This is a genomic window from Neobacillus massiliamazoniensis (assembly GCF_001048695.1).
GTDB classification, from domain to species: domain Bacteria; phylum Bacillota; class Bacilli; order Bacillales; family Cytobacillaceae; genus Neobacillus; species Neobacillus massiliamazoniensis.
On record NZ_CVRB01000002.1, the window covers coordinates 890852 to 915386 of the forward strand.

Here is a 24535-nt window from a genome sequence, read left to right on the forward strand (position 1 = left end):
GTTGAAAAAAGTTGGATTAGTCATGCGTAAGATTCAATTTACGGAAGCACAGGGACCGCGTGTGTTTGCCGAAAGACTTAAGAGGATTGCAGCAGAATTAGGGGTAGACATCGTCTTTATTTCTCCTGAGCGCCATGTAAGCGGCCATGACTGGATCGCCGGCTATGAGCATGAAAAAGGCGATTTAGTCAATTACGATATTGTATTAGATAAAATTTATGCTGAAAAAATTGATCATGTCATATATACCGTTTCCGGTTTTACTTTTTTAAAAATGTTTCTTAAAAATAGTGTCCTGTTTCCGCACAGCTTCCCTGACCCGGCCTTGACCGGTTACGAAATGATGAAGCCGTTCTATTCCATTGTTGATAAAGCGATTGTGCAAACGGAATTTTTGAAACGGGAATTTGCCAGAAACTTTGGGATTACCGATGTCACCGTGATTCCGATTGGCTTTAATGAAGCCCTTGCTGCCAAACATTTTGACCCTTTACAAGTTGTTGATAACCGCGTGCTATGGATTGGCAGGGATGAAGAAAACCGCAGGCCCGACCTCGTTTTGGAGTACGCCCGCAGGAATCCAGATAAGGAAGTATATATGGTCTTCGGCGGCGAGCGCTACAGGGAAAGCATGAAAAAGTATTCGATTCCTGACAATGTGAAACTGCAGTTTGCCTTAACACAGGATGAAATTTTCGCGCTGATGAATAGCGCTAAGGTGTATTGGAGCTGCTCGAAGTTCGACACCTTTGCGATGCCGCTCACCGAAGCGCTAGCAATGGGAAAAATCGTCGTCAAGCCGGAGCATCCGTGCTACGGTCACATCAGCTCAACCCATTCCTTTTCCGGCAACGAGAAAAATTGGTTTGAGCTCGTCAATATGGCCCTCTCCTCGCCTCAGCGAGTTTCCTATGAGAACCGCGACTATGCTTTTGAAAAATTCTCGAGTAAAGTCATGAAGCAAGGCTATGCAGAGTTTTTTGATAAGTGGCTGTCTAAATAGTAGGATCTTTTCGGGAGATGTCGTAAATACGCAGTTTGTGGATTCGCGGATAGAATAGTGAAATTCGCGGATAGAGCGGTTAGAATCGCGGATAGAACGCATAAATTCGTGGATAGAACGGCCAAATCCGCGGATAGTGTATCATTTTTTGCTGATAAACGACGTTTAATGGGAATTTATTTCATTGAAATAGCGATTTTGCCTATTTAAAAAAGACTAACCCGCATTTTCGGGTTAGTCTTTCACTTTTTTACGCTCTTTCTTCAAAAAGCTTGGCAATTTCTACTACTGTTTGGGTAGCTTTCACCATATTATCGACGGAAATGAATTCATATTTTCCGTGGAAGTTTTCGCCGCCGGTAAAAATATTTGGTGTCGGCAGACCCATGTAAGAAAGCTGTGAACCGTCCGTGCCGCCACGAATCGGTTTGATGATCGGCGTAATGTCCAAATTCTCCATAGCCTGATGTGCAATATCAACAATTTCCTTCACAGGTTCAATTTTCTCTCTCATGTTGTAGTATTGGTCTTTTAATTCAAGCAGAATGCTGTCTTCGCCATATTTTTCTTGTAATTCTTGAACAATTTTCGTCATGTTGGCTTTACGGGCATTGAAATTTTCTCGGTCAAAATCTCTGATGATATAGGACAGCTTCGTTTCTTCCACATCTCCGTTAAAAGAGATTAAATGATAAAAGCCCTCGTACCCTTCTGTATGCTCTGGCGCTTCAAATAATGGCAGCCTGCTGTTCAGCTCCATAGCAATTTTTGCTGAGTTCACCATTTTGTTTTTTGCGGAACCAGGGTGAATATTGGTGCCTTTAATGGTGATTTTCGCTCCAGCCGCATTAAAGCTTTCGTACTCCAATTCCCCCAGCGGCCCGCCGTCAACGGTATAGGCAAACTTCGCATTAAAGGCTGCAACGTCAAACTTATGTGGTCCCCTGCCAATTTCCTCATCAGGTGTGAACGCAACGCGGACCTTACCGTGCTTAATTTCTGGATGCTGAATCAAATAAGCCATTGCGGTCATAATTTCCGTAACTCCGGCTTTGTTATCAGCCCCAAGCAGGGTTGTTCCGTCCGTTGTAATCAGCGTATGGCCTTTATATTCTGAAAGATTAGGGAAGGCATTCGGTGACATGATCACCTTCAATGCGTCGTTTAATACAATCTCGCCGCCATCGTAATTTTCATGGATTTGTGGGTTCACGCCTTTCCCAGTGAAATCTGTTGCCGTGTCAACATGGGCTAAGAAACCAATCGTCGGCACATCCTTCTCTGTATTAGAAGGTAGTGTCGCCATACAATAGCCATTCTCATCGATGGTGACTTCCTCCATTCCGATCGATTTTAACTCATCGACGAGCATCCGTAACAGTGTCCACTGCCCTTCTGTGGACGGACAGGTCTCGCTGCTTTCATCGGATTGCGTGTCTACTTTTACATAGGAGGTAAATCTTTTAATTAATTCGTTTTTCAACTTCACCACAACTCCCTTTTTGTATGTATATCCTTTTTATCATATCACTCTGAGAGAGCGGTTACACGTTTTTAATAAAATCGTTAGCGGTGAAAGAGTTTACTGTCGGATAGAGAAACATAAATGTCGTAAGAGCATGAGTTACTGTCGGATAAGCAAGGATTACTGTCGCATAAGGCAGCAATACTGTCGGATAAAGCTACGTAACTGTCGGATAAGCAAGGATTACTGTCGCAGACCACGATAACTGTCGCATAAGGCAGCAATACTGTCGGATAGAGCTTAATTACTGTCGCAAAATAAGTCTTTCCATGTATTGACTGAAGTCCATTATATATGTCCGGTTTCGATATGTCCCTTGGCTTGGCCAATTCATGCTTTGTAAAATACGTTTGGCGACTTGAATATCATCAATCTGCAAAATATCACGGCATTCCCTATTCGTTATGGTCCTATTAAAAATCAAAAACTACTCAAATAAGGTTTTTTGATGCGCCAAGTGATTATACGTCTTACATTTCGGACAATACCAGGTTCTAGCAAACTTAATCATTCCGATTCTGTCGCACACTTCACACCTTACCCTATTTGAAAATCGCTGAAGGGAATTTGATAGGTCTCGCAAATTGGTTTTGGAATGAAAATCTGATGGTGGTTAAGAAGCTCAGATGAAAGCCAATGGAAAGTCTCTTGATCCAACTTTTTTGCTTGTTGTGGGATGCTTTTAATAAATGGAGGAATTAAGCTTGGGAATAAGAGTTTCGTTTTCGCGGGTGGGATAGAAACAATTTGCTTCGGATAGGCGAGAACAACGGCACCGTAAATTGGAATATGGATGTTACGGCTTCTTAGCCAGTCATTCAATAATTCTCGATTTCGTTCCAATTGGACGACAGGGCTTTCAAAACCATCGTGATGCCCGTCCTCTCTTGTTCGGATTAACTGAGGAGGATTGCCCTTGAATTCCAGGACGCCGGCGATATTTTTTACCTCCAATATGACACCATACCAAGGTGTCAAACAAAAGGTGTCCATTTGAAATTTTTCATCTGAAGAGGGAGAAAAATCATGGAAAATGTGGTTTTCAAATGGAAGAGGGTGCTTTCGTAATATGTCTGCGACTCGTTCCTCCCCTCCAATACCAGCCTCAACTGACGCTTGCTTAGCCGCTAATATCGGGAGAATCGGGTGACCTGCAGATAATCGACTTTGAGCAGAAAGTAAACCTTCTGAAGTTAATGATGGATCTCTATTTTTAATGATAGTAATGATTCGTCACCTCCTAAATGAATCATAGCATATCCCCAAAAAACTACTTTACAATTTCATATTTTTGTAAAAAAAAATTCTCGCAGCCCATTGACCACACGGGTCAATGGAGTTACAATGGCATTGACTAGAGTGGTCAACAAATTTAAGAAAGGGGCTGCCAGCATGTTTTCAAAATTTCTCAACTTAGATATGGAAAAACAAGATCGAATCATTAATGCGGCTATGAAGGAATTTGCCCAGAAAGGATTTGATAAGGCGTCGACTAATGAAATAGTCAAAGAAGCGGAGATTTCCAAAGGATTGTTATTTCATTATTTCCAAAACAAGAAGCAGCTGTATTTATTTTTGTTTGATCATTGTATTGATGCTATTACCGAAGAATTTTATAAAAAAATGGACTTTGTAGAAAAAGATTTTTTTGAAAGAATGCGCCAAGCCGTGATTATTAAAGTGGAATTATTGCACAAATATCCCGACATTTTTAAATTTGTTCAAGAGGCTTATTTAGAAAACTCACCTGAAATTAAGGCAGAGTTAGAGAAGAAGATTAAAGAAATGAGTGATATCAATATTGGCAAAGTGTACGAAGGTATTGATATTTCCAAATTTAGAGGCGATATGGACCTCAAGAAAATCCTAAAGATTATCACCTGGATATTTGAAAAAATCGGTGAAGATGAGATTCAGAAAGCAAAGCTATCTCCTTCACACGAATTTGATTATGAAAAAATCCAGTTGATCGTAGAAGAATATTTTGAGATTTTAACGAAAGCTTTCTATAAAGAAGGGGGATTGTCGCGATGAATGTAATTGAAATTAAAAATCTTACAAAGACTTACGGAAAGGCAAGAGGGATTTCTAATATCAGCTTTCATGTTGAAGAAGGAGAGATTTTTGGCTTCATCGGTCCGAACGGCGCCGGAAAGTCGACGACCATTCGAACCCTTTTATCGCTCATTTATCCAACGAGCGGAAGCGCCACGATTTTCGGCAAAGACACGGTGAAGTTCGCACCCGAAATTAAAAAAGAAATCGGTTATTTGCCATCGGAAGTCTTCTACTATGACAACATGAGAGTTAAAGATTTATTGAAATACTCTGCGAGCTTTTATAAAAAAGATTGCAGCAAGCGAATCAAGGAATTGGCTGAAATAATGGACCTTGATCTTAATAAAAAAATTGATGATTTGTCGTTTGGGAATAAAAAGAAGGTCGGCATCGTTCAAGGACTGCTTCATAATCCAAAGCTGATCATCCTTGATGAACCAACGAGCGGTCTCGACCCGCTCATGCAGCAGAAATTCTTTGATTTGTTAAAAGAAGAAAACAAAAAAGGTACGACGATTCTATTTTCCTCCCACATCCTCAGTGAGGTTCAGAAGATGTGTGACCGCGTCGCCATCATTAAAGAAGGGCAGATCGTGAAGGTCGAAAAGATTAGCACGTTAAAGGAAAATAATCATAAGCGATTTAAGCTCGAAACAAAGTCACCGATTGAGAAAGGCTTTTTCAATCTGGCAGGTGTGACCAATATGGAAGTGAAGGATCATCATGTAAGTTTCCTCTATAGCGGCAACATCAATATCATCATGAAAAAACTGTCGGAAGTCGAGCTGATGAACCTTTGGATTGAGGAACCAGACCTAGAGGAAATCTTCATGCACTATTATGAAAAGGAGAAGTAAGCCATGAATATTTTTCTCCATGAACTAAAGGTAAATCGGAAATCAACGATTATTTGGACGCTTTCATTGGTGGCATTAATCATCTTTTTCATGTCTCTGTTTCCTGCTATATCAAAGGATGCGGAAGGATTTAAAAAGATACTTGAAAACTATCCTGAAGGAGTGAGGAAAGCATTAGGGATCTCCATTGATTCCATTGCTTCCTTGGTAGGCTATTATTCTTATGCCTTTACGTATGTCATTTTGATTGGCTCGATTCAGGCTATGAATTTAGGAACCTCGATTTTATCAAAGGAAGTTCGCGAAAAAACGGCCGATTTCTTGTTAACAAAGCCTGTTACAAGGCAACAAATTGTCACCGCAAAGCTGCTTTCGGCATTTACTTCACTAGTCATTACGAATATTATTGTAGTCATTGCCGCTAGCATTACGGTGAAAGCGGTGAGTGAAAAATCGTTCGATATGAATACTGTATTGTTGATTTCTTTAACTGCGTTTTTCGTTGAACTCATGTTCCTGGCACTCGGGGTAATCATTTCCGTTGTTGTACCAAAAATCAAATCGGTTCTCACGATTTCACTCGGTACTGTGTTTGGATTTTATATATTAAATATGTTGGGTACTGCTATTGGTGAGAAGACTATGCGCTACCTAACACCATTTGATTATTACGAAACTGGCTATATTATCAAACATAATAGCTATGAAACCACCTATATCATTATCGAAATCATATTTATTTGCGTGGCCATCGCTGCAAGCTATGTGGTTTATAGCAAAAAAGACATTCATTCGGTGTAGGAGGTGTGGTCAATGAATTTATTTTTACGGGAAATGAAGGCAAACCGGAAATCGTTAATCATCTGGTGCTTTGGAATCCTTTTTATGATTGTTGCTGGCATTGCCAAATTCAAGGCTTTTTCTGGAAGCGGTCAATCGATGAGTGAACTGATGTCGCAATTGCCGAAGTCACTGCAGGCAATTATGGGAATGGGAAAACTGGACTTGTCAACAGTAACCGGCTTTTATGGCATGCTCTTTATTTACCTACTTTTGATGGCAGCGATACATGCCCTTATGCTCGGAGCTAATATCATTGCTAAAGAGGAACGGGATAAAACAACGGAGTTTTTAATGGTAAAACCAATTTCGCGAACGCAGATTGTCACCTCAAAGCTGTTAGCGGTGCTTGTTAACCTAGTTATTTTTAATCTCGTTACCCTTGTTTTATCTGTTTCGATGGTTAAGTATTATATTAAACCAGGTGAGTCAATTAATGATATTTACCTTTTAATGGTTGGTATGTTTTTGGGGCAGTTAATTTTCGCTGCTTTAGGTTCATGGCTTGCTGCCGTCAGTCGTAAACCAAAACAGGCAGCATCACTGGGAACCGCAATCCTATTAGTGATGTTTATTTTATCCATTGCGATTGACCTTAATAGTAAACTTGAAAATTTAAAGTATATTACCCCTTTTAAGTTTTATGAAGCGAAAACCGTATTGATTGATAGAGCCCTTGATCCGGTTTATGTCACAATATCAGTAGTGGTGATAGTCGCCATGATAAGCGCAACCTATGTATTTTATAGAAAAAGAGACTTAAACGTTTAAAAAAAAGGCATTTCCCCGGGAAATGCCTCTTTTTTAATATGAATGGATTATTTTAGGGGATAATCGGAGACGTTATAGAAGATAAACACACTGCCTATGTGGTAAAATAAAAAAACCAAAGGAGGAGAGATTATGACAGAACAAAATCAAACTAATGGACTACCGCCGAAAACTTGCTCGATTGAGCGCCTTGTAACAGTGAAAGAGGATGTAGAAAAGGTTCTTTCCGGAGAAAAAACTGCTACCCGCAGAAATGGAAGATACGCGGATGCGGGGGAAATCATGACCCTAGAAGGTCGTCAGTTTGTCGTTGATAACGTGTACTCACAAAGCCTAGGTGAATTAACAGATGCGGATGCACGCCGCGAGGGCTTCGAGACAGTTGAAGACTATAAGCAATCTATCCTTTCCATGCATCCAGGAATGCCGTGGCTGCCACAAATGCGAGTTTGGGTCCACGAATTCAGTCCGGTAGAAGCTTAAAACAAAAAGAGGATGTCCCTTTGTTATGGGGCATCCTCTTTTTATTTTGAGTAAGTATAAATATTTTGAGAATCGAAGGAAAGGAAATTATAATAATCTTATCAAAAAAGATTTCCTAACAAGCTTGGAGTGAAGAGTGAATGGAGTTTTTAGGTAAATATGTTAGACAGTATTGGAAATCTTTTAGCATCGCTGTTTTATTTCTCACCTTTGAGGCCATTTGCGATTTATTACAGCCAACCATTATGTCGAAAATTATTGATATTGGTGTCGTCCAAAAGGATATTCATTATGTGCTGAAAATGGGGGGACTTATGCTGTTGATTACGTTTTTTGGAGCAATATCTGCTTCAACAAGAAGCGTTGTCGCCAGCACTGTTTCCCAAAAATTCGGCACGGGATTAAGGTCAGATTTGTTCAAAAAGATCCAATCACTTTCCTTTAAAAATATTGATAAATTCGACCGTGCCTCACTGATAACAAGGCTGACAAACGATGTCACCCAAGTGCAGGTATTCGTAAATGGATTAATGCGCATTTTTGTAAAGTCGCCCCTCTTAGCGATTGGCGGTTTAATCATGGCAACGAGATTAAATCTCCAGTTGGCTGTCGTATTGGCGGTAGTGGTACCAATTGTGGCTGGGCTAATCGTTTTTAATATGAGATTAGGCTTTCCTCTTTTTGCAAAGGTACAAAAGGCGCTCGACCGTGTGAATGGGGTCATGAGGGAATATTTGTCCGGAGTCCGAGTTGTCAAAGCCTTTAACCGCTTTGATGTTGAGGTGGACAAATTTAAAGCAGCAAATGATCAGTTAAAAAACCAGGCGATGACCGCGAATCGCCTCATGTCCATATTCAGCCCTTCCATAATGCTTACGGTAAACCTTGGCATTGTGGTGGTTCTTTGGATAGGCGGTTTAGGGGTAAATTCCGGGCATATTCAAGTCGGGCATATCATTGCATTTATTAATTATATGACGCAAATATTATTTTCCTTAATGATGATTTCCATGGTATTTAATATGTTTGTCAGAGCAAGAGCGTCAGCTGGAAGAATTGGCGAAGTATTTAAGCAGACAGAAACGATCACGTGGAAAAATGAAGCCTTATTCTCTCCTACTGAGAAAGGGAGAATTGACTTTGAAAATGTCCGCTTTTCCTATGAAGGAGCGGCCGGCGAGCCAGTTTTAAAAAATGCCAATCTGACCTGTCTACCTGGGGAAACGATTGGAATCATCGGCTCCACTGGGTCGGGGAAAAGTACGCTTGTCGGGCTCATTCCCCGCTTTTATGATGTAACGAGCGGCACAATTAAGGTGGATGGGGAAGATATTCGCAATATCAACCCGAAAAAATTACGTGAGAAAATTGCGATTGTTCCTCAAAAAAACATTCTCTTCTCAGGGTCGGTCAAGGAGAATATTTGCTGGGGGAAAGACGATGCCACCGACGCGGAGGTTGAGATGGCAGCATCAATTGCCGGGGCACATGATTTTATTGCAGCATCACCTGAAGGCTATCATACAGCGATCGGCCAAGGCGGAGTTAATTTTTCCGGCGGTCAAAAGCAGCGGATTTCCATTGCAAGGGCATTGGTGAAAAATCCAGAAATTTTAATCTTAGATGATAGTACAAGCGCCGTCGATGTTACCACTGAAGCAAAAATAAAGGAAGGGCTCAAAAAATATGCAAAAGGGCTTACCTGTCTGTTAATTGCCCAGCGCATAACCTCTATTATTGATGCTGATAAAATCGTCGTGATGGATCAAGGCGAGATTGTGGGGATTGGCCGGCACGATGAATTAATGCAGGAATGTAGAGTGTATCAAGAAATCTTCCATTCCCAGATGGGTAAGGAGGTGCTGTAAATGGCGAAGGAAACAGAAAACAGGCCAACCCCCCCGATGCCACCTACTATTGGGAGACCTGGCGGAGCTCATCGATTTAGGGGACCTGTAGTCAAACCGAAAAACTTGAAAGGCACATTAAGTAGGCTTTGGGATTACTTTGGCAAGGAAAGGAAAATGCTTTCCTTTATCTTTGCTTTAATTCTTGTCGATTCGGCCATCACCCTTCTTTCTCCTTATTTAATCGGGAAAGCAGTTGATTCGATGGGATTGCATACGGGAAAAGTCAATTTTAACTTTCTTGAAATGACGATTGTGATCCTTGCCGTCGCCTACGTATCCGATGCCATTCTCACCTTTTTACAAGGCTGGCTGATGGCGGGAGTATCCCAACGGATTGTGAGGAACTTAAGAGCTTCTTTATTTAAAAAGCTGCAAAAGCTACCTGTGTCCTTTTTTGATACACGAGCCCACGGGGACCTCATGAGCAGACTGACAAACGATGTCGACAATGTGAGCAATACGATCTCCCAATCAACCACGCAGTTAATGTCAGGTCTAATTGTCATAATCGGGTCGCTTGTGATGATGATTATTTTAAGCCCAATTTTAACAGTAGCAAGTTTAGTTACCGTACCGCTTGTCTTTTTACTCACCCGTACGATTGCTAAAAGAACAAGTGTCTTGTTTAAAGATCAGCAGGTACAGCTTGGAAAATTAAATGGGCATATTGAGGAAACCATTTCTGGTATTGAAATAGTGAAGGCGTTTAATCACGAGGATAAAGTCATTGAAGAGTTCGAAGCGGTGAATAAAAAACTTCGCGATGTTGGTTTGAGAGCACAAATCTGGTCAGGTTTTTTGATGCCGATGATGAATGTCATCAATAACCTTGGCTTTACGCTTGTCGCCGTTATTGGTGGGATTCTCGCGGTGAAAAATATCATTACTGTCGGAGCCATCGCAAGCTTTATCACCTATTCTAGGCAATTTGTTAGACCGATCAATGACCTTGCGAATATTTTTAATGTCCTGCAATCAGGGATCGCTGGGGCTGAGCGTGTCTTTGAAATTTTGGATGAACAGGAAGAACCTGAAGATTTGCCGAACGCTATACCTCTCGATCATCCAAAAGGTCATGTGGTTTTTGATCATGTCAGCTTTGGGTATCGAGCGGATGTACCAATATTGAAGGATGTCAGCTTCGAAGCTCCGGTTGGTTCCAGCACCGCATTAGTTGGTCCAACCGGAGCCGGAAAAACGACGATTGTCAATATTTTAACCAGGTTTTACGATGTTACAGGCGGAAGAATCCTGCTCGATGGCCGTGATATAAGAGAATATACAAGGGATTCCTTGAGAAAATGCTTTGGTTTTGTCCTTCAGGATACGTACCTATTCTCTGGAACCATCAAGGAAAATATTAAATACGGAAAGCCGGATGCCACAGATGTAGAGGTGGAAACAGCGGCAAAAATGGCGAATGCCGATCCTTTTATTAAAAGGCTGCCAAATCAATATGAAACCGTTTTGTCGGAAAATGGTGGAAATTTAAGTCAGGGTCAGCGCCAGCTACTGGCCATTGCCAGGGTTATTCTTGCCAAACCATCACTGTTGATTTTGGATGAAGCGACAAGTAGCATTGATACCCGAACAGAGATTCATATTCAGGAAGCGTTGTTAACGCTTATGGAGAATCGCACGAGCTTTATTATTGCTCACCGCTTAAATACAATTCGTGATGCGGATACGATTATGGTAATTGATAATGGACAAATCATCGAAAGCGGAAGTCACGAAGCTTTAATGAATCAACACGGTCGATACTACAATATGTTCTTCAACCAATTCAAAAATGTGGAAGGTGCTTTGGATTAAATAAAGATCACATGAGGATGTCACAATTTGCTGGAAACACGAAAATCGACTCATAACAGCATGGATTCGCTAATAATAATAGAAAGAGAGATTGAGAAAATTACAATCTCTCTTTTTTGGTGACAAGTGTAAAGACACTTGTTAAAATACAATTGTTTAGTAAAGTACAAATCGAACTGAATAGAGATACTAATCAAATGCTGATACAGGGGGTTTATATGGACAATCAGAAGGAAATATCGAACCGGAAATTACTTGGGATTGCCGGGATGGGCTGGATGTTTGACGCGATGGATGTAGGGATGCTTTCCTTCATCATTGCCGCATTAAAAGTAGAGTGGAATTTATCTCCGGATCAAATGGGCTGGATTGGCAGCGTCAATTCTATTGGAATGGCAGTTGGAGCGTTAGTGTTTGGTTTGATGGCAGACCGGATCGGTCGAAAAAATGTTTTCATCCTTACCTTATTATTATTTTCGCTTGGAAGTGGTGCTGCCGCCTTCACAACAACCTTAACCGTCTTTTTAGTGTTCAGATTTTTTATTGGAATGGGATTAGGAGGAGAGCTTCCGGTTGCTTCGACACTTGTCTCAGAAAGTGTTCCTGTCGAAAGACGGGGAAGAGTGGTCGTCCTGCTTGAAAGTTTTTGGGCAGTGGGCTGGCTGATTTCAGCCGTTATTTCTTACTTTATTATTCCTAAATATGGCTGGAAAATTGCCTTGATATTAAGTGCGATTCCAGCTTTATATGCTTTATATTTACGTCTCGGTTTACCAGATTCACCTCGTTTTGCTGCCGTTAAGGGAAAGAAAACCATCTCTTCTTTAACCGGATTAGCAAAATGCTGGTCGAAAGAGTATAGACGCCAAACAATTATGCTTTGGATTGTTTGGTTTGGTGTCGTCTTTTCTTACTACGGCATGTTCCTTTGGCTCCCTAGCGTGATGGTGATGAAAGGCTTCAGTTTAATTAAAAGCTTTGAATACGTCTTGATCATGACCCTTGCTCAATTGCCGGGGTATTTTACAGCAGCATGGTTCATCGAGAAATTCGGTCGGAAATTCGTTCTAGTTGTTTATTTAGTAGGGACGGCTATCAGTGCCTATTTCTTTGGTACAGCCAATTCAACCGCACTATTAATCGGTTCAGGGATTTTGTTGTCATTTTTTAATCTAGGGGCATGGGGCGGCCTGTATGCCTATACGCCGGAACAATATCCGACCATCATCCGTGGTACAGGAAGCGGGTTGGCGGCTTCCTTTGGGCGGATTGGTGGAGTACTTGGCCCGTTATTGGTTGGGTATTGGGTAACACAAAAAATGCCGATTTCCAGTATTTTTTCGATCTTCTGTATTTCGATCTTGATTGCAGCGTTTGCTGTCTTATTTTTGGGAAAAGAAACGAAGAAAAGAGAATTGGCTTAATTTTATACGAAGAGGCTGTCCCAAAAGGTGATAGGCACCACATATTTACAAAGTTCATGATAATTTTTCCGTTATGTTGATTGGAGCGGAAGGCGCTCGACTCCTGCGGGAGTACGGGGCAGGGGAGACCCCGCAGGCGCAATAGCGCCGAGGAGGCTCCCCGTACCGCCCGCGGAAAGCGAGCGCCTGGAGCGGAAATCAACAGACAAAGTTTAACAGACCATTAATAAAGGGGGTGCTCCTAAAAGTTAATACTTTTGGGACACCCTCTTTTTTTGAGAAAATTTCTCTTTAGAATTGTCTAGCATCTGGTCTTTGTTTACGAGACTTGTATTTAATTTTGAAAAAATATTAATTTGTACTTAGTATTATATAAAGCTTATTAAAGTTAGTTTGGTTAAAAATAGTCAGTCTTTTCTAAATTATTTTAAAATAGTCAAGAAAATACTAGACGAACCTGAAATAATTGGTTACAATATTTTCAGAATATTATTGTTATTAGAAATAATAGAAATTATCGGTGAGAATTCTAGTAAAAATTTTAATACTGGGGGGTAAATTATGAGAAAGAAAAAATGGGCGGGGATCCTTATGTCCATGATAGTGGCAGGAGGATTAATGGCAGGCTGTGGTTCATCAACTACTAGCGGAACTACTGAAAAGGGCAGCGGCACAATTAAGATTGGGGCAAACCTTGAGCTTTCCGGTGGGGTGGCTTCTTACGGCCAATCTATCAAGGAAGGAATCAATCTAGCGCTAGATGAAATTAATAAAAAAGGTATTAACGGAAGCAAACTTCAACTCGTAGAAGTGGACAATAAATCAGATGCAGCAGAGGCAACAAATGGTGCTATTAAGCTAATCAGCCAAGATAAAGTTGCTGCCATCATTGGTGCGGCAACAAGTACTGATACTTTGGCACAGGTCCAAGTAGCACAAGGAAACAAAGTTCCATTGCTGACACCAACCGGGACAAATCCTACGGTTACCTTTAAGGATGGCAAATTAAATGATTATGTATTCCGTACCTGCTTCATTGACCCATTCCAAGGTACGGTTGCTGCAAACTTTGCCTCAAAAGAATTAAAGGTCAAGAAAGCTGCTGTTTTGGTTGACAGCTCGAGTGACTATTCAAAAGGTCTTGCGGCTTCCTTTAAGACTGATTTTAAGAAAAATGGCGGAACATTAATACCAGATGCAGCCTATGTAGCAAAGGATACAGACTTTCACGCTATCTTAACTCGCATTAAGGCTGAAAACCCTGATTTTGTCTTCATTCCTGGATACTATGAAGAAGTTGGCTTAATTGTTAAGCAAGCTCGTGAATTAGGATTGAATGTTCCAATGATGGGTGCTGATGGCTGGGATTCTCCTAAACTTGTAGAAATTGCTGGTAAAGATGCATTGAACAATACGTTTATTACTAACCACTATTCTTCTGGTGATACCGATAGCAAGGTTCAAGACTTTGTTAAAGCGTTCAAAGCTAAATATAACGGCAAGTCTCCTGATGCTTTCAACGCATTAGGTTATGATTCAGCTTTCTTCCTGGCAGATGCTATCAAGCGTGCCGGTTCAAGCGACCCGCAGAAAATTGAAAAAGCACTTGCTGAGACGAATGGACTTGATCTTGTAACTGGAAATATGAAGCTTGATAAAAACCATGATCCAATTAAATCCGCTGTTATTCTTGAATACAAAAATGGCGAACAAACATTTAAAACAAAGGTTAGCCCTTAAATTTTATAGCACTCAAATGAATAGGGAGCATTTTTGTCTCCCTATTCTCATGTAAGCCCGTAGAAAAGAGGAGTGTTTGGACATGGAACAATTTATTCAGCAGCTTGTCAATGGAATATCCCTAGGAAGTATTTATGCGTTGATTGCTCTTGGCTACACAATGGTTTATGGGATTGTTAAATTAATCAATTTTGCCCATGGAGATGTCTTCATGATTGGTGCATTTATCGGTTTTTATTCTATTTCTGTATTTCATTTAAGCTTTTTCCCGGCATTGCTCATTTCGATGGCTGCCTGTGCAATTATAGGTGTTTTAATTGAACGGATTGCGTACAAGCCGTTAAGGAATGCGACAAGGATTGCTGCCTTGATTACGGCGATTGGTGTTTCGTTGTTCATCGAATATGGGACCATCTATATTCGCGGTGCTCAGCCGGAAGCTTATCCTGACAACTTAGTACCATTTAAAAGTTTAAATATTTTTGGAGTAAATATCAGCGGTCAGTCACTGTTGATATTAGGAACGGCGGTATTATTAATGGTGCTGTTGCAATTTATCGTTCATCGTACAAAAATCGGGAAAGCAATGCGTGCAGTATCACATGATATGGATGCAGCGAGATTAATGGGGATTAATGTAAACAATACGATTTCGGCAACATTTGCGATTGGCTCAGCGCTTGCCGGTGCTGCTGGAGTCATTTTTGGCATGTATTATACGAAAATTGAACCATTGATGGGAATTATTCCGGGTCTTAAAGCATTCGTTGCAGCGGTACTCGGCGGAATCGGTATTATTCCAGGGGCAATGGTTGGCGGACTTGTATTAGGTGTCATTGAGGCACTGGTTAGTGCGCTTGGTTATTCACTATGGCGTGATGGTGTTGCCTTTGTTGTCCTCATCTTAATCCTTATTTTCCGCCCTTCAGGCCTGTTTGGTAAAAATGTCAGGGAAAAAGTGTAAGGGAGGCTTGAGCGATGAATCTTTTTAAACAAGTAAAGGGCTTTTGGGCCTCAATCGTTTTAGCCGTCATCTTCGCTGTTGTAACCCAATTTTTAATAACTGGTGATGTGTTAAACCAATTTTACTCAAATACCCTTTTCTATATCGGAATTAATATTATTCTTGCAGCAAGTCTGCATTTAATCATTGGAGTAACTGGCCAATTTTCAATTGGACATGCCGGCTTTCTTGCTATCGGGGCATATGCTTCCGCGATTATGACCGTGAAATTAGGCCTTCCCTTCCCAGTCGCTTTGTTGGCGGGGGGAATTGCCGCTGCCTTGGCTGGTCTTGTCATTGGGATTCCAAGCCTCAGACTAAAAGGCGATTATCTTGCCATTGCCACCCTCGGTTTTGGCGAAATTGTCAGGATTATCTTTTTAAATGTTGATTATGTCGGCGGTGCAAGCGGAATGACTGTTCCACACCTGACGACATGGCCATGGATTTTTGCTTGTGTAGTGTTCACGATTGTCGTGATTGTTAACTTCACCAATTCTACACATGGACGAGCCTGCATTTCCATTCGTGAGAATGAAATTGCTGCCGATGCCATGGGAATTAATACGACCTATTATAAAGTAACAGCCTTTGTGATCGGTTCCTTTTTTGCCGGAATTGCCGGTGCATTGTATGCCCATAACTTTTATATTATTCAGCCGACAAACTTTGGCTTCTTAAAATCATTTGATATTTTGATTTTTGTTGTATTCGGCGGTCTGGGTAGTATGTCTGGGGCAGTCATTGCCGCAATTCTTCTGACCATTGTTTCTACTTACCTCCAAAGCTATCCAGAATTAAGGATGATTATTTACAGCCTTGTGCTCGTCGTTATGATGATTTATCGTCCGCAAGGATTGTTAGGTACGAAAGAATTAACTTCATTCTTTAAGTTTGGAAAATCCGCCAAAGGAGGAGCCCGCGATGAAAACAAACACACCGTTGCTTAAGGTAAACAATGCAGGAATCCGGTTTGGCGGATTAAAGGCAGTTTCTGATGTAAACCTTGAATTAAATCAAGGAGAGTTAGTCGGACTGATTGGACCAAACGGGGCCGGAAAAACAACCTTTTTCAATTTATTAACGGGTGTTTACGTGCCTACTGAAGGAAGCATTGAATTGGATGGAGAAAGAGTAAATGGTTTAGCACCGTATAAAATCACGAAAAAAGGAATTAGCCGTACATTTCAAAATATCCGCTTATTTAGTGAATTGTCGGTTCTCGATAATGTTAAGGTTGCATATCACTCTCTTGCCAAGCATTCAATGATTAGCTCGATTTTCCGCCTTCCTCCCCACTTTTCGGGTGAGAAGGAGATGGAGGAAAAGGCAATTGAGTTTTTAAAAATTTTTAACCTTGACCCATTCATGCATGAAAAAGCAAAGAACTTGCCTTATGGTCAGCAGCGCCGCCTTGAAATTGCCCGAGCACTGGCGGCCAATCCCAAATTGCTGCTCCTTGATGAGCCTGCAGCCGGAATGAATCCTCAGGAAACTGAAGAACTCATGCATTTAATTGCGCTTATTCGTGAACGTTTTTCTTTAACGATTTTACTGATTGAACATGACATGCTTCTCGTAATGGGAGTGTGTGAACGAATATATGTACTTGACCACGGTCAATTGATTGCTCAAGGTACTCCCGAACAAATCCGGAATAATCCAAAAGTCATCGAAGCCTATCTTGGGGAGGAGGTCTCCTAATGCTGCAAATAAACGATATCCATGTCTATTACGGTAATATCCATGCCATAAAGGGTATATCGCTTGAAATCAATCAAGGTGAGATTGTCACGCTAATCGGGGCAAATGGTGCCGGGAAAAGTACACTGTTAAAAACTATTTCTGGTCTGCTGAAGCCAAAAAATGGCGATATTTTATTTGAAGGGCAATCTGTTGCCGGAAATGTTGCACAAGCCATTGTGAAAAAGGGCATTTCCCAAGTACCTGAAGGCCGTCGAGTCTTTTCAAACATGTCGGTTGAGGAAAACTTGGAATTAGGGGCCTATATAAGAAAAGATAAACAAGGGATTCGCGAGGACTTTGACAAGGTCTATCAGTTATTCCCTCGCCTCCATGAACGCCGGAAGCAGCAGGCTGGAACAATGTCAGGTGGTGAACAGCAAATGCTTGCTATGGGACGGGCTCTCATGGCACGGCCAAGGCTGCTATTATTAGATGAGCCGTCAATGGGGCTTGCACCATTGTTAGTCAAAACCATTTTTCGGATCATTAAAGAAATCAACCAAAGTGGAACTACTATTCTATTGGTTGAGCAAAATGCCAACATGGCACTCTCTATTGCGGACCGAGCCTATGTCATTGAAACTGGAAAAATAGTCCTCTCCGGTACATCGGACGAACTAAATCAGAGTGAACAAATTCAAATGGCTTATTTAGGCGGACATTAGGGTCTTGAAAAGCCGAGTCGGACAAAATGAGGATGTCCCAAACAAAGTGTCAGACCTCTCAACTTACAAATATATAGTTGAACTTTGCAAAAAAGGCAGCTATATAATGAATGTTAAGCGAGAGGTTAAACCCTTTTGGGACACCCTTGTTATTTTATTTCTACTTTTACTTGCTCGCGTTTTTTCGGGCTTAATTGGGTCCTGATTTTTATTAAGTATTCTTCATAAAGCTGTTCTAATCCTACTAAGGCAAGTGAGAAAAAGTTGGCATAATTCTTTTGTACTTCCCATTTCAATTCATTTTTACCGCAAATACTGTATCGATTCAGTTCCTCTATTTCTTTATTGAGCTTAACAAATTCTAGTTCCTTTTTTTCCTTAGGCAGGTTAATGAGAGAATCAATTTTCTCAATATAGGTCTGCGATTTATCGATCTTTCTTTCAATGTCTTCAAATCCACTTTGATCAATAAGCTGATACTTTAATTTAAAGTGATTTAGTAGTTTAGCAGCTTCATAGGTAGCATTTACGATATCGTCCCGTGTCATTTCATTTGTTTCATAGCTTAGCATATGCTTCCAGGAAGGCTGGGTAATCGCTTTGCGGTGATCCTCAAGCGTATGGCAGAATTTTTTATATCCATAGAGTTCCGGATGCTCAAATGCCGGGCTGGCTGGGTCAAGGAATGGTGCAAGTGGTGCCACAAAGTAAAAAATTCGCGGGTCTAACTGACAAGCCTGATGGATCCTTTCGCAAAACTCGATGTTTTGTAAGGCACTTTCATAGGTTTGTCCAGGAATACCCACCATAAAAAACAAATCGATTTTCTTACAGCCGTGCTTTAAGGCAGAATTCAAGGTTTCAATCACTTTTTCATTCGTGCAGCTAAACTTTCCATTAAATTTTCTTAACCGTTCATCATGGGTTTCAAGGGTTATTTCAATACTGTATTTTGGAACACTGTCATTTATTTTTTTAAAGAACTCTTCATCTGCATACTGAAATAATTCAAACACAATTTCATTTTTTGGCTTTAATTTCTTTAGTAGACTAAAAAATTCATTCATATATTCTTTTCCCCCCTGCCGGATGTCATGAAGGATAAAAATAGGTGCCCGGCTAAAGCGTTGAATAAATTGAATATCCTCTACAAGCTTACGAGGCGATCGTAAGGCAAGGGATTTCCGATTACAGTTCTGTCCGTATGCCTCTCTTGATCCGCCGCAAATGAGGCAGTTTTGCGTGCAGCCCCGGGCAGTCAAAAGAGCTGTGTTTGGATATTGAAGCCAGCCATTGTATGGAAGTGGGTCCAGGAAATTGCGATACTTAAAAACGGAACGGATCGTGTACCGATAGCCGGGGACATCGAATTCATCCAAATCTTTAGGAACATACGTAAGTGGATTATAGTGGGTCTCTGTCCCCTTCTTCCAAGTGAGGTTGGGAATATCTGAATAATTGGTGTTGCCATATTCAAATTTATTCATCAAAAGAAGCATGAGCTTTTCCGTTGAGTCGCCTCTCATGACAAAGTCAACAAAAGGATATTGAATTAATTCTTGATGATAATAGGTTGCTGATAATCCGCCAAAAATGATGGAGCTGTCAGGATGCAGGCTTTTCACCAACTTGGCCAGTTCAATGCTGCCATGGGCATGCGGCAGCCAGTGAAGGTCGATTCCGAACGCTCTTGTATTGATTTTCTTTAACTTTTTTTCAACATCAAAGCTTTGATTCATCAGCATCCGATTGGCAATATTAATGATTTTCACTCTTAAACCGAATCTCTCGAGATAGTCTGCAATACTTGTCAGACCGATTGGGTACATCTCAAATACTGGCGATGATGGAACCACATCGCTAATAGGTCCAGCTAGCAAGGGATTTTTGCGAAAATCATAGACACTCGGGGCATGCAGCAAAACTAAATCATATTTCATGTCATCCACCTCTAATTTAATTACACTATGTATATATATTTATATGTGAATAATTTCACACACTAATTTATCTCTTAAAGTGAAGCGAAAACTTTCAATTAAAGTGTACTATAATTTAGATATAATAAAGTGACAAACGGGTGACAGATTTTGGATGAATTTGTGGATAAAAGGTACATTGAAAGCAGTTGGTTTAATATTGCTATAATAAACCTACATCAATAAAAAAGGATGATCATGATGTCTCAAGTAAAGACGAATGCGATGCGGATTCTTGATGCTAAAAAGGTATCATATGAAATGCTGACCTATGATAATAAGGATGGAAAAATCGACGGCGTTTCGGTTGCCGAGAAAATTTGCAGAAATCCAAAGGAAGTTTACAAAACACTTGTCGCTCAAGGGACAAGCAATAATATCTATGTTTTTGTTATTCCTGTGGCCGCAGAATTGGATTTGAAGAAAGCAGCCAAGGCGGCAGCTGAAAAGAAAATCGAAATGGTGCCGGTGAAGGATATCCAAAAATGGACTGGCTATATCCGTGGAGGTTGTTCGCCAATCGGAATGAAAAAGGAATATCAGACGTTTATCGATGAAAGCTGTCTGCAAATTGACTCCATCATTGTCAGTGCCGGAAAAATTGGTGTCCAAATCGTATTGGCACCGGCCAAGTTAAAGGAGCTCACAACCGCCGAAATTACCCATCTCATAAAAAATGGTGCCTGACATCCATTAGGCATTCACCTATATGTGGCATAAGCATAAGATAATGTGAAAATATGTCACGGAAAAGGGAGTGTCGAATAAGTGGCTGGAAAAATAAAAAATTATTATGCAGGCGGTAACACGGCACGAGGCTTTCACAATCTCTATGACTCCAACCTGCAAGGACTTGATCGCTTATTTATTTTAAAAGGCGGCCCAGGAACAGGAAAATCTTCGTTGATGAAAAAGATCGGCAATGAGTGGGTAGAAAAAGGCTATAATATTGAATTACTTCACTGCTCTTCCGATAATCAATCGATTGACGGTGTCATCATTCCTGCTTTGAAAGTAGGAATTGTTGACGGAACAGCGCCACATGTGATTGAACCGAAAGCACCAGGTGCCATCGAGCAGTATATTAACCTTGGTGAAGCATGGGATGTTCAAGTGCTGGGCCTTCATAAAAATAAAATCCAACGTTTTACCTATCAGATTAACCAATTGTTTCAAAAGGCTTATTCCACGTTTAATGAAGCATTGGAAATCCACGATGATTGGGAAAAAATTTATATTAATAGCATGGATTTTAATAAAGCAGACCAATTGACCAATAGATTGATTGCAGCTTTCTTGGGGAAAATGAAGCTGAACAAAAAATCGGACATCCGCCATCGTTTTTTAGGCGCGGCCACACCCATGGGGGCAGTGGATTTTGTCCCCAATTTAACAGAGGATATTTCGAAGCGTTATTTCATCAAGGGTCGTCCTGGTTCCGGGAAATCCACGATGTTAAAAAAGCTTGCTGCTGCAGCTGAAGAGCGAGGCGTAGATGCTGAAATTTATCATTGCGGATTTGATCCGAACAGCCTTGATATGGTGATTTTCCGTGAGTTGGGAATTGCTATTTTTGATAGCACGGCCCCGCACGAATATTTTCCAAGCCGTGATGGTGACGAAATTATTGATATGTATGAACTTCTCATTGCCCCTAAAACGGATGAACTTTATGCCGAAATAATCGAAAGAATTACAGCAAAATATAAAGAAAAGATGGCAGAAGCAACCTCCTATCTAGCAAAGGCAAAGGAACTTCATGATAAGCTTGAAGCCATTTATATTTCCGCAATGGATTTTACAGTGGTTGAAGAAATTCAAAATCAAATCGCTGAGCAAATTAGGGAATTGGCCGGGGTTAGAGTTGAATAGGGAAAATAATATAAGAGGGTACGGGGTTTTTCTAAACAGCTGATACCTATAATTAAAAAAAGCAATGCAAGAACTGAAACGCATTGCTTTTTTTATGGAGTAAATACGATTTAATATCGTAACAATAGAGTTTAATTTTATAAACAAGTAAAAGAAACGATGCTAGAAACCGAAAAAGACAGATTGTGATCTCATAAAAAGAGGCTACCGGTCGTTGAGCCCGTACATCAATGCCCGTTTTCTCATAAAAAGAGGTCGAAAGGTCGTTGAGCCCGTGTATCAACGCCCTTTTTCACGTAAAAAGGGGTCGAAAGGTCGTTGAGCCCGTGTATCAACGCCCGTTTTCACGTAAAAAGGAGTCGAAAGGTCGTTGAGCCTGTGTATCAACGCCCTTTTTCACGTAAAAAGGGGTCGAAAGGTCGTTGAGCCAGTTTATCAACGCCCGTTTTCACGTAAAAAGGAGTCAAAAGGTCGTTGAGCCCGTGTATCAACGCCCGTTTTCTCATAAAAAGAGGTCGAAAGGTCGTTGAGACGATGGATCAACGACCTTTTCTCATAATAAGAGATCAAACGGTCGTTGAGACTTTACGTTTTCTAAATAATGTGTGCTTCATAAAACGGATGACTTAGGATTTTCGGTTTCATCGGGGGTTAACTTTACTTCTTACCCTTCTGTGTTCGATTATGCTTATTTCCTTTACTGTTGTCACCACTGACAAATTCACCGGCAAATTCGGCTTCTGCTCTTGGTGAATTTTGATTTTGGCTGCCTTTATTATACTTCTTTGTCATTCGAGAATCCCTCCTTAACAGTCCATTATTAGTGTGGCAGCGGTACAATTGTTTATGCAGGTTAACAGAAAAAAGGTTAAAAAAGAATGGTGCTAGAATAATTACTTTAGGCTAACAATTCAAAAATGAAGGAAGGGCGCGTAAATGACAACACATATCGACGTATTAACTCAAATGTTCGAGGAAAACCGAAACGCTATGAATGCAGAATCAATGAAGAAATATATGAAAGACCACTTTCCATTCCTAGGGATCAAGTCGCCACTGAGAAAGGAGCTAGAAAGACAATTTTTCAATAAGACTGGGCTGTTAAAAGAGCCATTTAACAAGGACTTTGTGACGGGTCTTTGGGAGAAGGAAGAACGGGAATATCAATATACAGCCCTGGTTTACCTTGAAAAGTCGGTGAAAAAGCTTGAAAAAAATGACTTGGATTTCATGGAGCAGCTAATTACCACCAAATCATGGTGGGATACGGTCGATGCCATAGCGCCCAAGCCGGTTGGGGAAATCGCCAGAAGGTTTCCGGAAGTGATTCATGAGACAATTGATGGCTGGGCCAGCCACGACAATATGTGGCTGCGAAGGGCAGCTCTTCTTTTTCAATTAAAATATAAGAAGCAAACAAATGAAGAGCTTCTCTACCAATACATAGTGAAAAATGCCGATAGCAAGGAATTTTTTATCCAAAAGGCAATTGGCTGGGCATTACGGGAATATTCAAAAACGAATCCGGAATCCGTGGGGAAGTTCATTGCAGGCCAGAAGCTGGCGCCATTAAGTGTACGAGAAGGAAGCAAGTATGTATGATGGGAAAAATGGCATAGATATTAACATAAATGTTAAAATACGAGTAGCAAAAAAATTGAGGAGGACAGCATGATTGAATGTATTGCAACAGACATGGATGGAACATTGTTGAATTCACTGCAGCAAATCAGCCAGGAAAATAAAGAAGCCATTTTAAAAGCACAGGCCCAAGGAATTGAAGTAGTCGTTGCAACAGGGCGATCATATCAGGAGGCAACCTATGTATTAGCGGATGCCGGCGTAAAATGTCCCATTATTTGTGTGAATGGTGCAGAGGTCCGCACGAAAGAGGGAAATGTCCTTACCTCAAACCCTATTGATAAACAATTGGCAAGGGAAGCAGCGGCAAAGCTAACGGAACATGATGTTTATTTTGAGGTTTACACCAATAATGGGGCATACACGATAAATATGGATTTGGCGGTGTCCATTCTGGTTGACATTATTGTCAGTGCTAATCCGGATGTTGACCGCGATGAGGTAGCCCATGCAGCAGGAGCAAGATTGCGTGACGGGCTGATTCAGGTAATTGAAGATTATGAAGAGTTGTTTGCCGATGAAGCGCAACAAATTTATAAGCTGCTTGTATTCTCCTTTGATCCTGTTAAGCTTCAAGAAGCTGGTAAATTTCTCTCAGAGTTTGAAGAATTAGCTGTTTCTGCTTCAGGCCATGAAAATTTGGAAATTACCCACAAGCAAGCCCAAAAGGGTGTTGCCCTTGAAGCATTTGTCAAAGCCCATGGAATCGATCTCGCTGAAACGATGGCAATTGGAGATAATTTTAATGATATCTCCATGCTGCAAAGAGCAGGGAAATCGGTGGCGATGGGAAATGCGAGTGATGTAATTAAGTCCCTATGTGATGTCGTCACGAATACGAATGAAGAAAACGGCGTGGCGAAGGCGATTGTTGACGTGCTTAGGAAGAGTGTAAGAGATTAACAATTTATTCATATTTAGTATATAATTTAATCAAAAAAGGCAGGTTTGGAATGAGTACAAAAAGTAACCCATTACAATATGGCTGGACGTTGATTACGCATAGTTCCTATCAAATTTACTCGAATAAAAACTGCTACGTGGTCATGGACGAGGAAAATGATGCCGTGATCCGTTTCGGGGTACAGGAAAACGAAGTAGAGGTTTTCAGCAGTAATTGGAATTTGAATTACAAAGTGAATATCGGCTTTAAAACAATCAAAATCATGAACTCGCCGGAAAACTAAAAGCACGCTCAAAGGT

23 protein-coding genes are annotated in these 24535 nt (G+C 40.8%); 19 read left to right on the forward strand and 4 right to left on the reverse strand.

Annotated features, from left to right (window positions below; translation table 11 throughout):
- The first annotated feature begins 1 nt into the window (after position 1).
- Positions 2–1003, forward strand: coding sequence for a glycosyltransferase (locus tag BN1082_RS12075; protein ID WP_090634627.1), 1002 nt, complete (start codon positions 2–4; stop codon positions 1001–1003).
- A gap of 250 nt (positions 1004–1253) precedes the next feature.
- On the opposite strand, the gene pepT is transcribed toward BN1082_RS12075, so the two are convergent.
- Positions 1254–2486, reverse strand: a complete 1233-nt coding sequence (gene pepT / locus BN1082_RS12080) for a peptidase T (RefSeq protein WP_090634629.1) — start codon at positions 2484–2486, stop codon at positions 1254–1256.
- A gap of 579 nt (positions 2487–3065) precedes the next feature.
- Entirely contained in the window at positions 3066–3758 is a 693-nt protein-coding gene (locus tag BN1082_RS28180) for a nuclease-related domain-containing protein (protein WP_342666652.1), read from the reverse strand.
- A gap of 162 nt (positions 3759–3920) precedes the next feature.
- Between BN1082_RS28180 and BN1082_RS12090 the strand changes: the two genes are divergently transcribed.
- From BN1082_RS12090 to BN1082_RS12150, 13 genes are all read left to right on the forward strand, one after another.
- Positions 3921–4562 (forward strand): TetR/AcrR family transcriptional regulator, encoded by a 642-nt coding sequence (locus tag BN1082_RS12090; protein ID WP_090634631.1) that lies wholly within the window; start codon positions 3921–3923, stop codon positions 4560–4562.
- Positions 4559–5443 carry an ABC transporter ATP-binding protein gene (locus tag BN1082_RS12095; protein WP_090634633.1) on the forward strand — a complete coding sequence of 295 codons (885 nt, stop codon included), beginning with the start codon at positions 4559–4561 and terminating at the stop codon, positions 5441–5443. Before BN1082_RS12090 ends, BN1082_RS12095 begins: the two co-directional genes overlap by 4 nt.
- Positions 5444–5446: 3 nt before the next feature.
- Positions 5447–6244, forward strand: a complete 798-nt coding sequence (locus BN1082_RS12100; RefSeq protein ID WP_090634635.1) for an ABC transporter permease subunit — start codon at positions 5447–5449, stop codon at positions 6242–6244.
- A 12-nt stretch (positions 6245–6256) separates the two neighbouring features.
- Positions 6257–7054 (forward strand): ABC transporter permease subunit, encoded by a 798-nt coding sequence (locus tag BN1082_RS12105; RefSeq protein WP_090634637.1) that lies wholly within the window; start codon positions 6257–6259, stop codon positions 7052–7054.
- Between the two features lie 132 nt (positions 7055–7186).
- A complete protein-coding gene (locus BN1082_RS12110; protein WP_090634639.1) occupies positions 7187–7537 on the forward strand; it encodes an ASCH domain-containing protein in 351 nt (116 codons plus the stop codon).
- A 140-nt stretch (positions 7538–7677) separates the two neighbouring features.
- Positions 7678–9405: an ABC transporter ATP-binding protein gene (locus BN1082_RS12115; protein WP_090634642.1), complete on the forward strand. Its 1728-nt coding sequence runs from the start codon at positions 7678–7680 to the stop codon at positions 9403–9405.
- The gene (locus BN1082_RS12120) at positions 9406–11262 is read left to right on the forward strand and encodes an ABC transporter ATP-binding protein (RefSeq protein WP_090634645.1); all 1857 of its coding nucleotides are present in this window, start codon (positions 9406–9408) and stop codon (positions 11260–11262) included.
- A gap of 218 nt (positions 11263–11480) precedes the next feature.
- Entirely contained in the window at positions 11481–12686 is a 1206-nt protein-coding gene (locus BN1082_RS12125) for an MFS transporter (protein WP_090634646.1), read from the forward strand.
- Positions 12687–13247: 561 nt separating this feature from the next.
- Positions 13248–14426, forward strand: a complete 1179-nt coding sequence (locus BN1082_RS12130) for an ABC transporter substrate-binding protein (RefSeq protein WP_090634648.1) — start codon at positions 13248–13250, stop codon at positions 14424–14426.
- An 82-nt stretch (positions 14427–14508) separates the two neighbouring features.
- Positions 14509–15390: a branched-chain amino acid ABC transporter permease gene (locus BN1082_RS12135; protein ID WP_090634650.1), complete on the forward strand. Its 882-nt coding sequence runs from the start codon at positions 14509–14511 to the stop codon at positions 15388–15390.
- A gap of 14 nt (positions 15391–15404) precedes the next feature.
- A complete protein-coding gene (locus BN1082_RS12140) occupies positions 15405–16379 on the forward strand; it encodes a branched-chain amino acid ABC transporter permease (RefSeq protein ID WP_090634653.1) in 975 nt (324 codons plus the stop codon).
- Positions 16354–17133 carry an ABC transporter ATP-binding protein gene (locus BN1082_RS12145; RefSeq protein WP_090634655.1) on the forward strand — a complete coding sequence of 260 codons (780 nt, stop codon included), beginning with the start codon at positions 16354–16356 and terminating at the stop codon, positions 17131–17133. Before BN1082_RS12140 ends, BN1082_RS12145 begins: the two co-directional genes overlap by 26 nt.
- A complete protein-coding gene (locus BN1082_RS12150; protein ID WP_090634657.1) occupies positions 17133–17840 on the forward strand; it encodes an ABC transporter ATP-binding protein in 708 nt (235 codons plus the stop codon). The genes BN1082_RS12145 and BN1082_RS12150 overlap by 1 nt, the downstream gene beginning before the upstream one ends.
- Before the next feature lie 149 nt (positions 17841–17989).
- On the opposite strand, the gene BN1082_RS12155 is transcribed toward BN1082_RS12150, so the two are convergent.
- Entirely contained in the window at positions 17990–19780 is a 1791-nt protein-coding gene (locus tag BN1082_RS12155; protein ID WP_090634661.1) for a TIGR04190 family B12-binding domain/radical SAM domain protein, read from the reverse strand.
- Between the two features lie 240 nt (positions 19781–20020).
- On the opposite strand from BN1082_RS12155, the gene ybaK reads away from it, so the two are divergent.
- Both ybaK and BN1082_RS12165 read left to right on the forward strand, forming a co-directional pair.
- Positions 20021–20506, forward strand: a complete 486-nt coding sequence (ybaK, locus tag BN1082_RS12160; RefSeq protein ID WP_090634663.1) for a Cys-tRNA(Pro) deacylase — start codon at positions 20021–20023, stop codon at positions 20504–20506.
- An 81-nt stretch (positions 20507–20587) separates the two neighbouring features.
- The gene (locus BN1082_RS12165; RefSeq protein WP_090634666.1) at positions 20588–21691 is read left to right on the forward strand and encodes a PRK06851 family protein; all 1104 of its coding nucleotides are present in this window, start codon (positions 20588–20590) and stop codon (positions 21689–21691) included.
- 657 nt (positions 21692–22348) lie between these two features.
- Here the strand turns inward: BN1082_RS12165 and BN1082_RS28550 are convergent.
- The gene (locus BN1082_RS28550; RefSeq protein WP_281177010.1) at positions 22349–22483 is read right to left on the reverse strand and encodes a hypothetical protein; all 135 of its coding nucleotides are present in this window, start codon (positions 22481–22483) and stop codon (positions 22349–22351) included.
- Positions 22484–22627: 144 nt separating this feature from the next.
- Between BN1082_RS28550 and BN1082_RS12170 the strand changes: the two genes are divergently transcribed.
- The 3 genes from BN1082_RS12170 to BN1082_RS12180 all read left to right on the forward strand — a co-directional run bounded on the left by BN1082_RS12170 (position 22628) and on the right by BN1082_RS12180 (position 24519).
- On the forward strand, positions 22628–23293 hold the full coding sequence (locus BN1082_RS12170; RefSeq protein WP_090634668.1) for a DNA alkylation repair protein: 666 nt from the start codon (positions 22628–22630) through the stop codon (positions 23291–23293).
- A gap of 69 nt (positions 23294–23362) precedes the next feature.
- Positions 23363–24235, forward strand: a complete 873-nt coding sequence (locus tag BN1082_RS12175) for a Cof-type HAD-IIB family hydrolase (protein WP_090634671.1) — start codon at positions 23363–23365, stop codon at positions 24233–24235.
- Between the two features lie 50 nt (positions 24236–24285).
- A complete protein-coding gene (locus tag BN1082_RS12180) occupies positions 24286–24519 on the forward strand; it encodes a hypothetical protein (RefSeq protein WP_090634674.1) in 234 nt (77 codons plus the stop codon).
- The last annotated feature ends 16 nt before the right edge of the window (positions 24520–24535 follow it).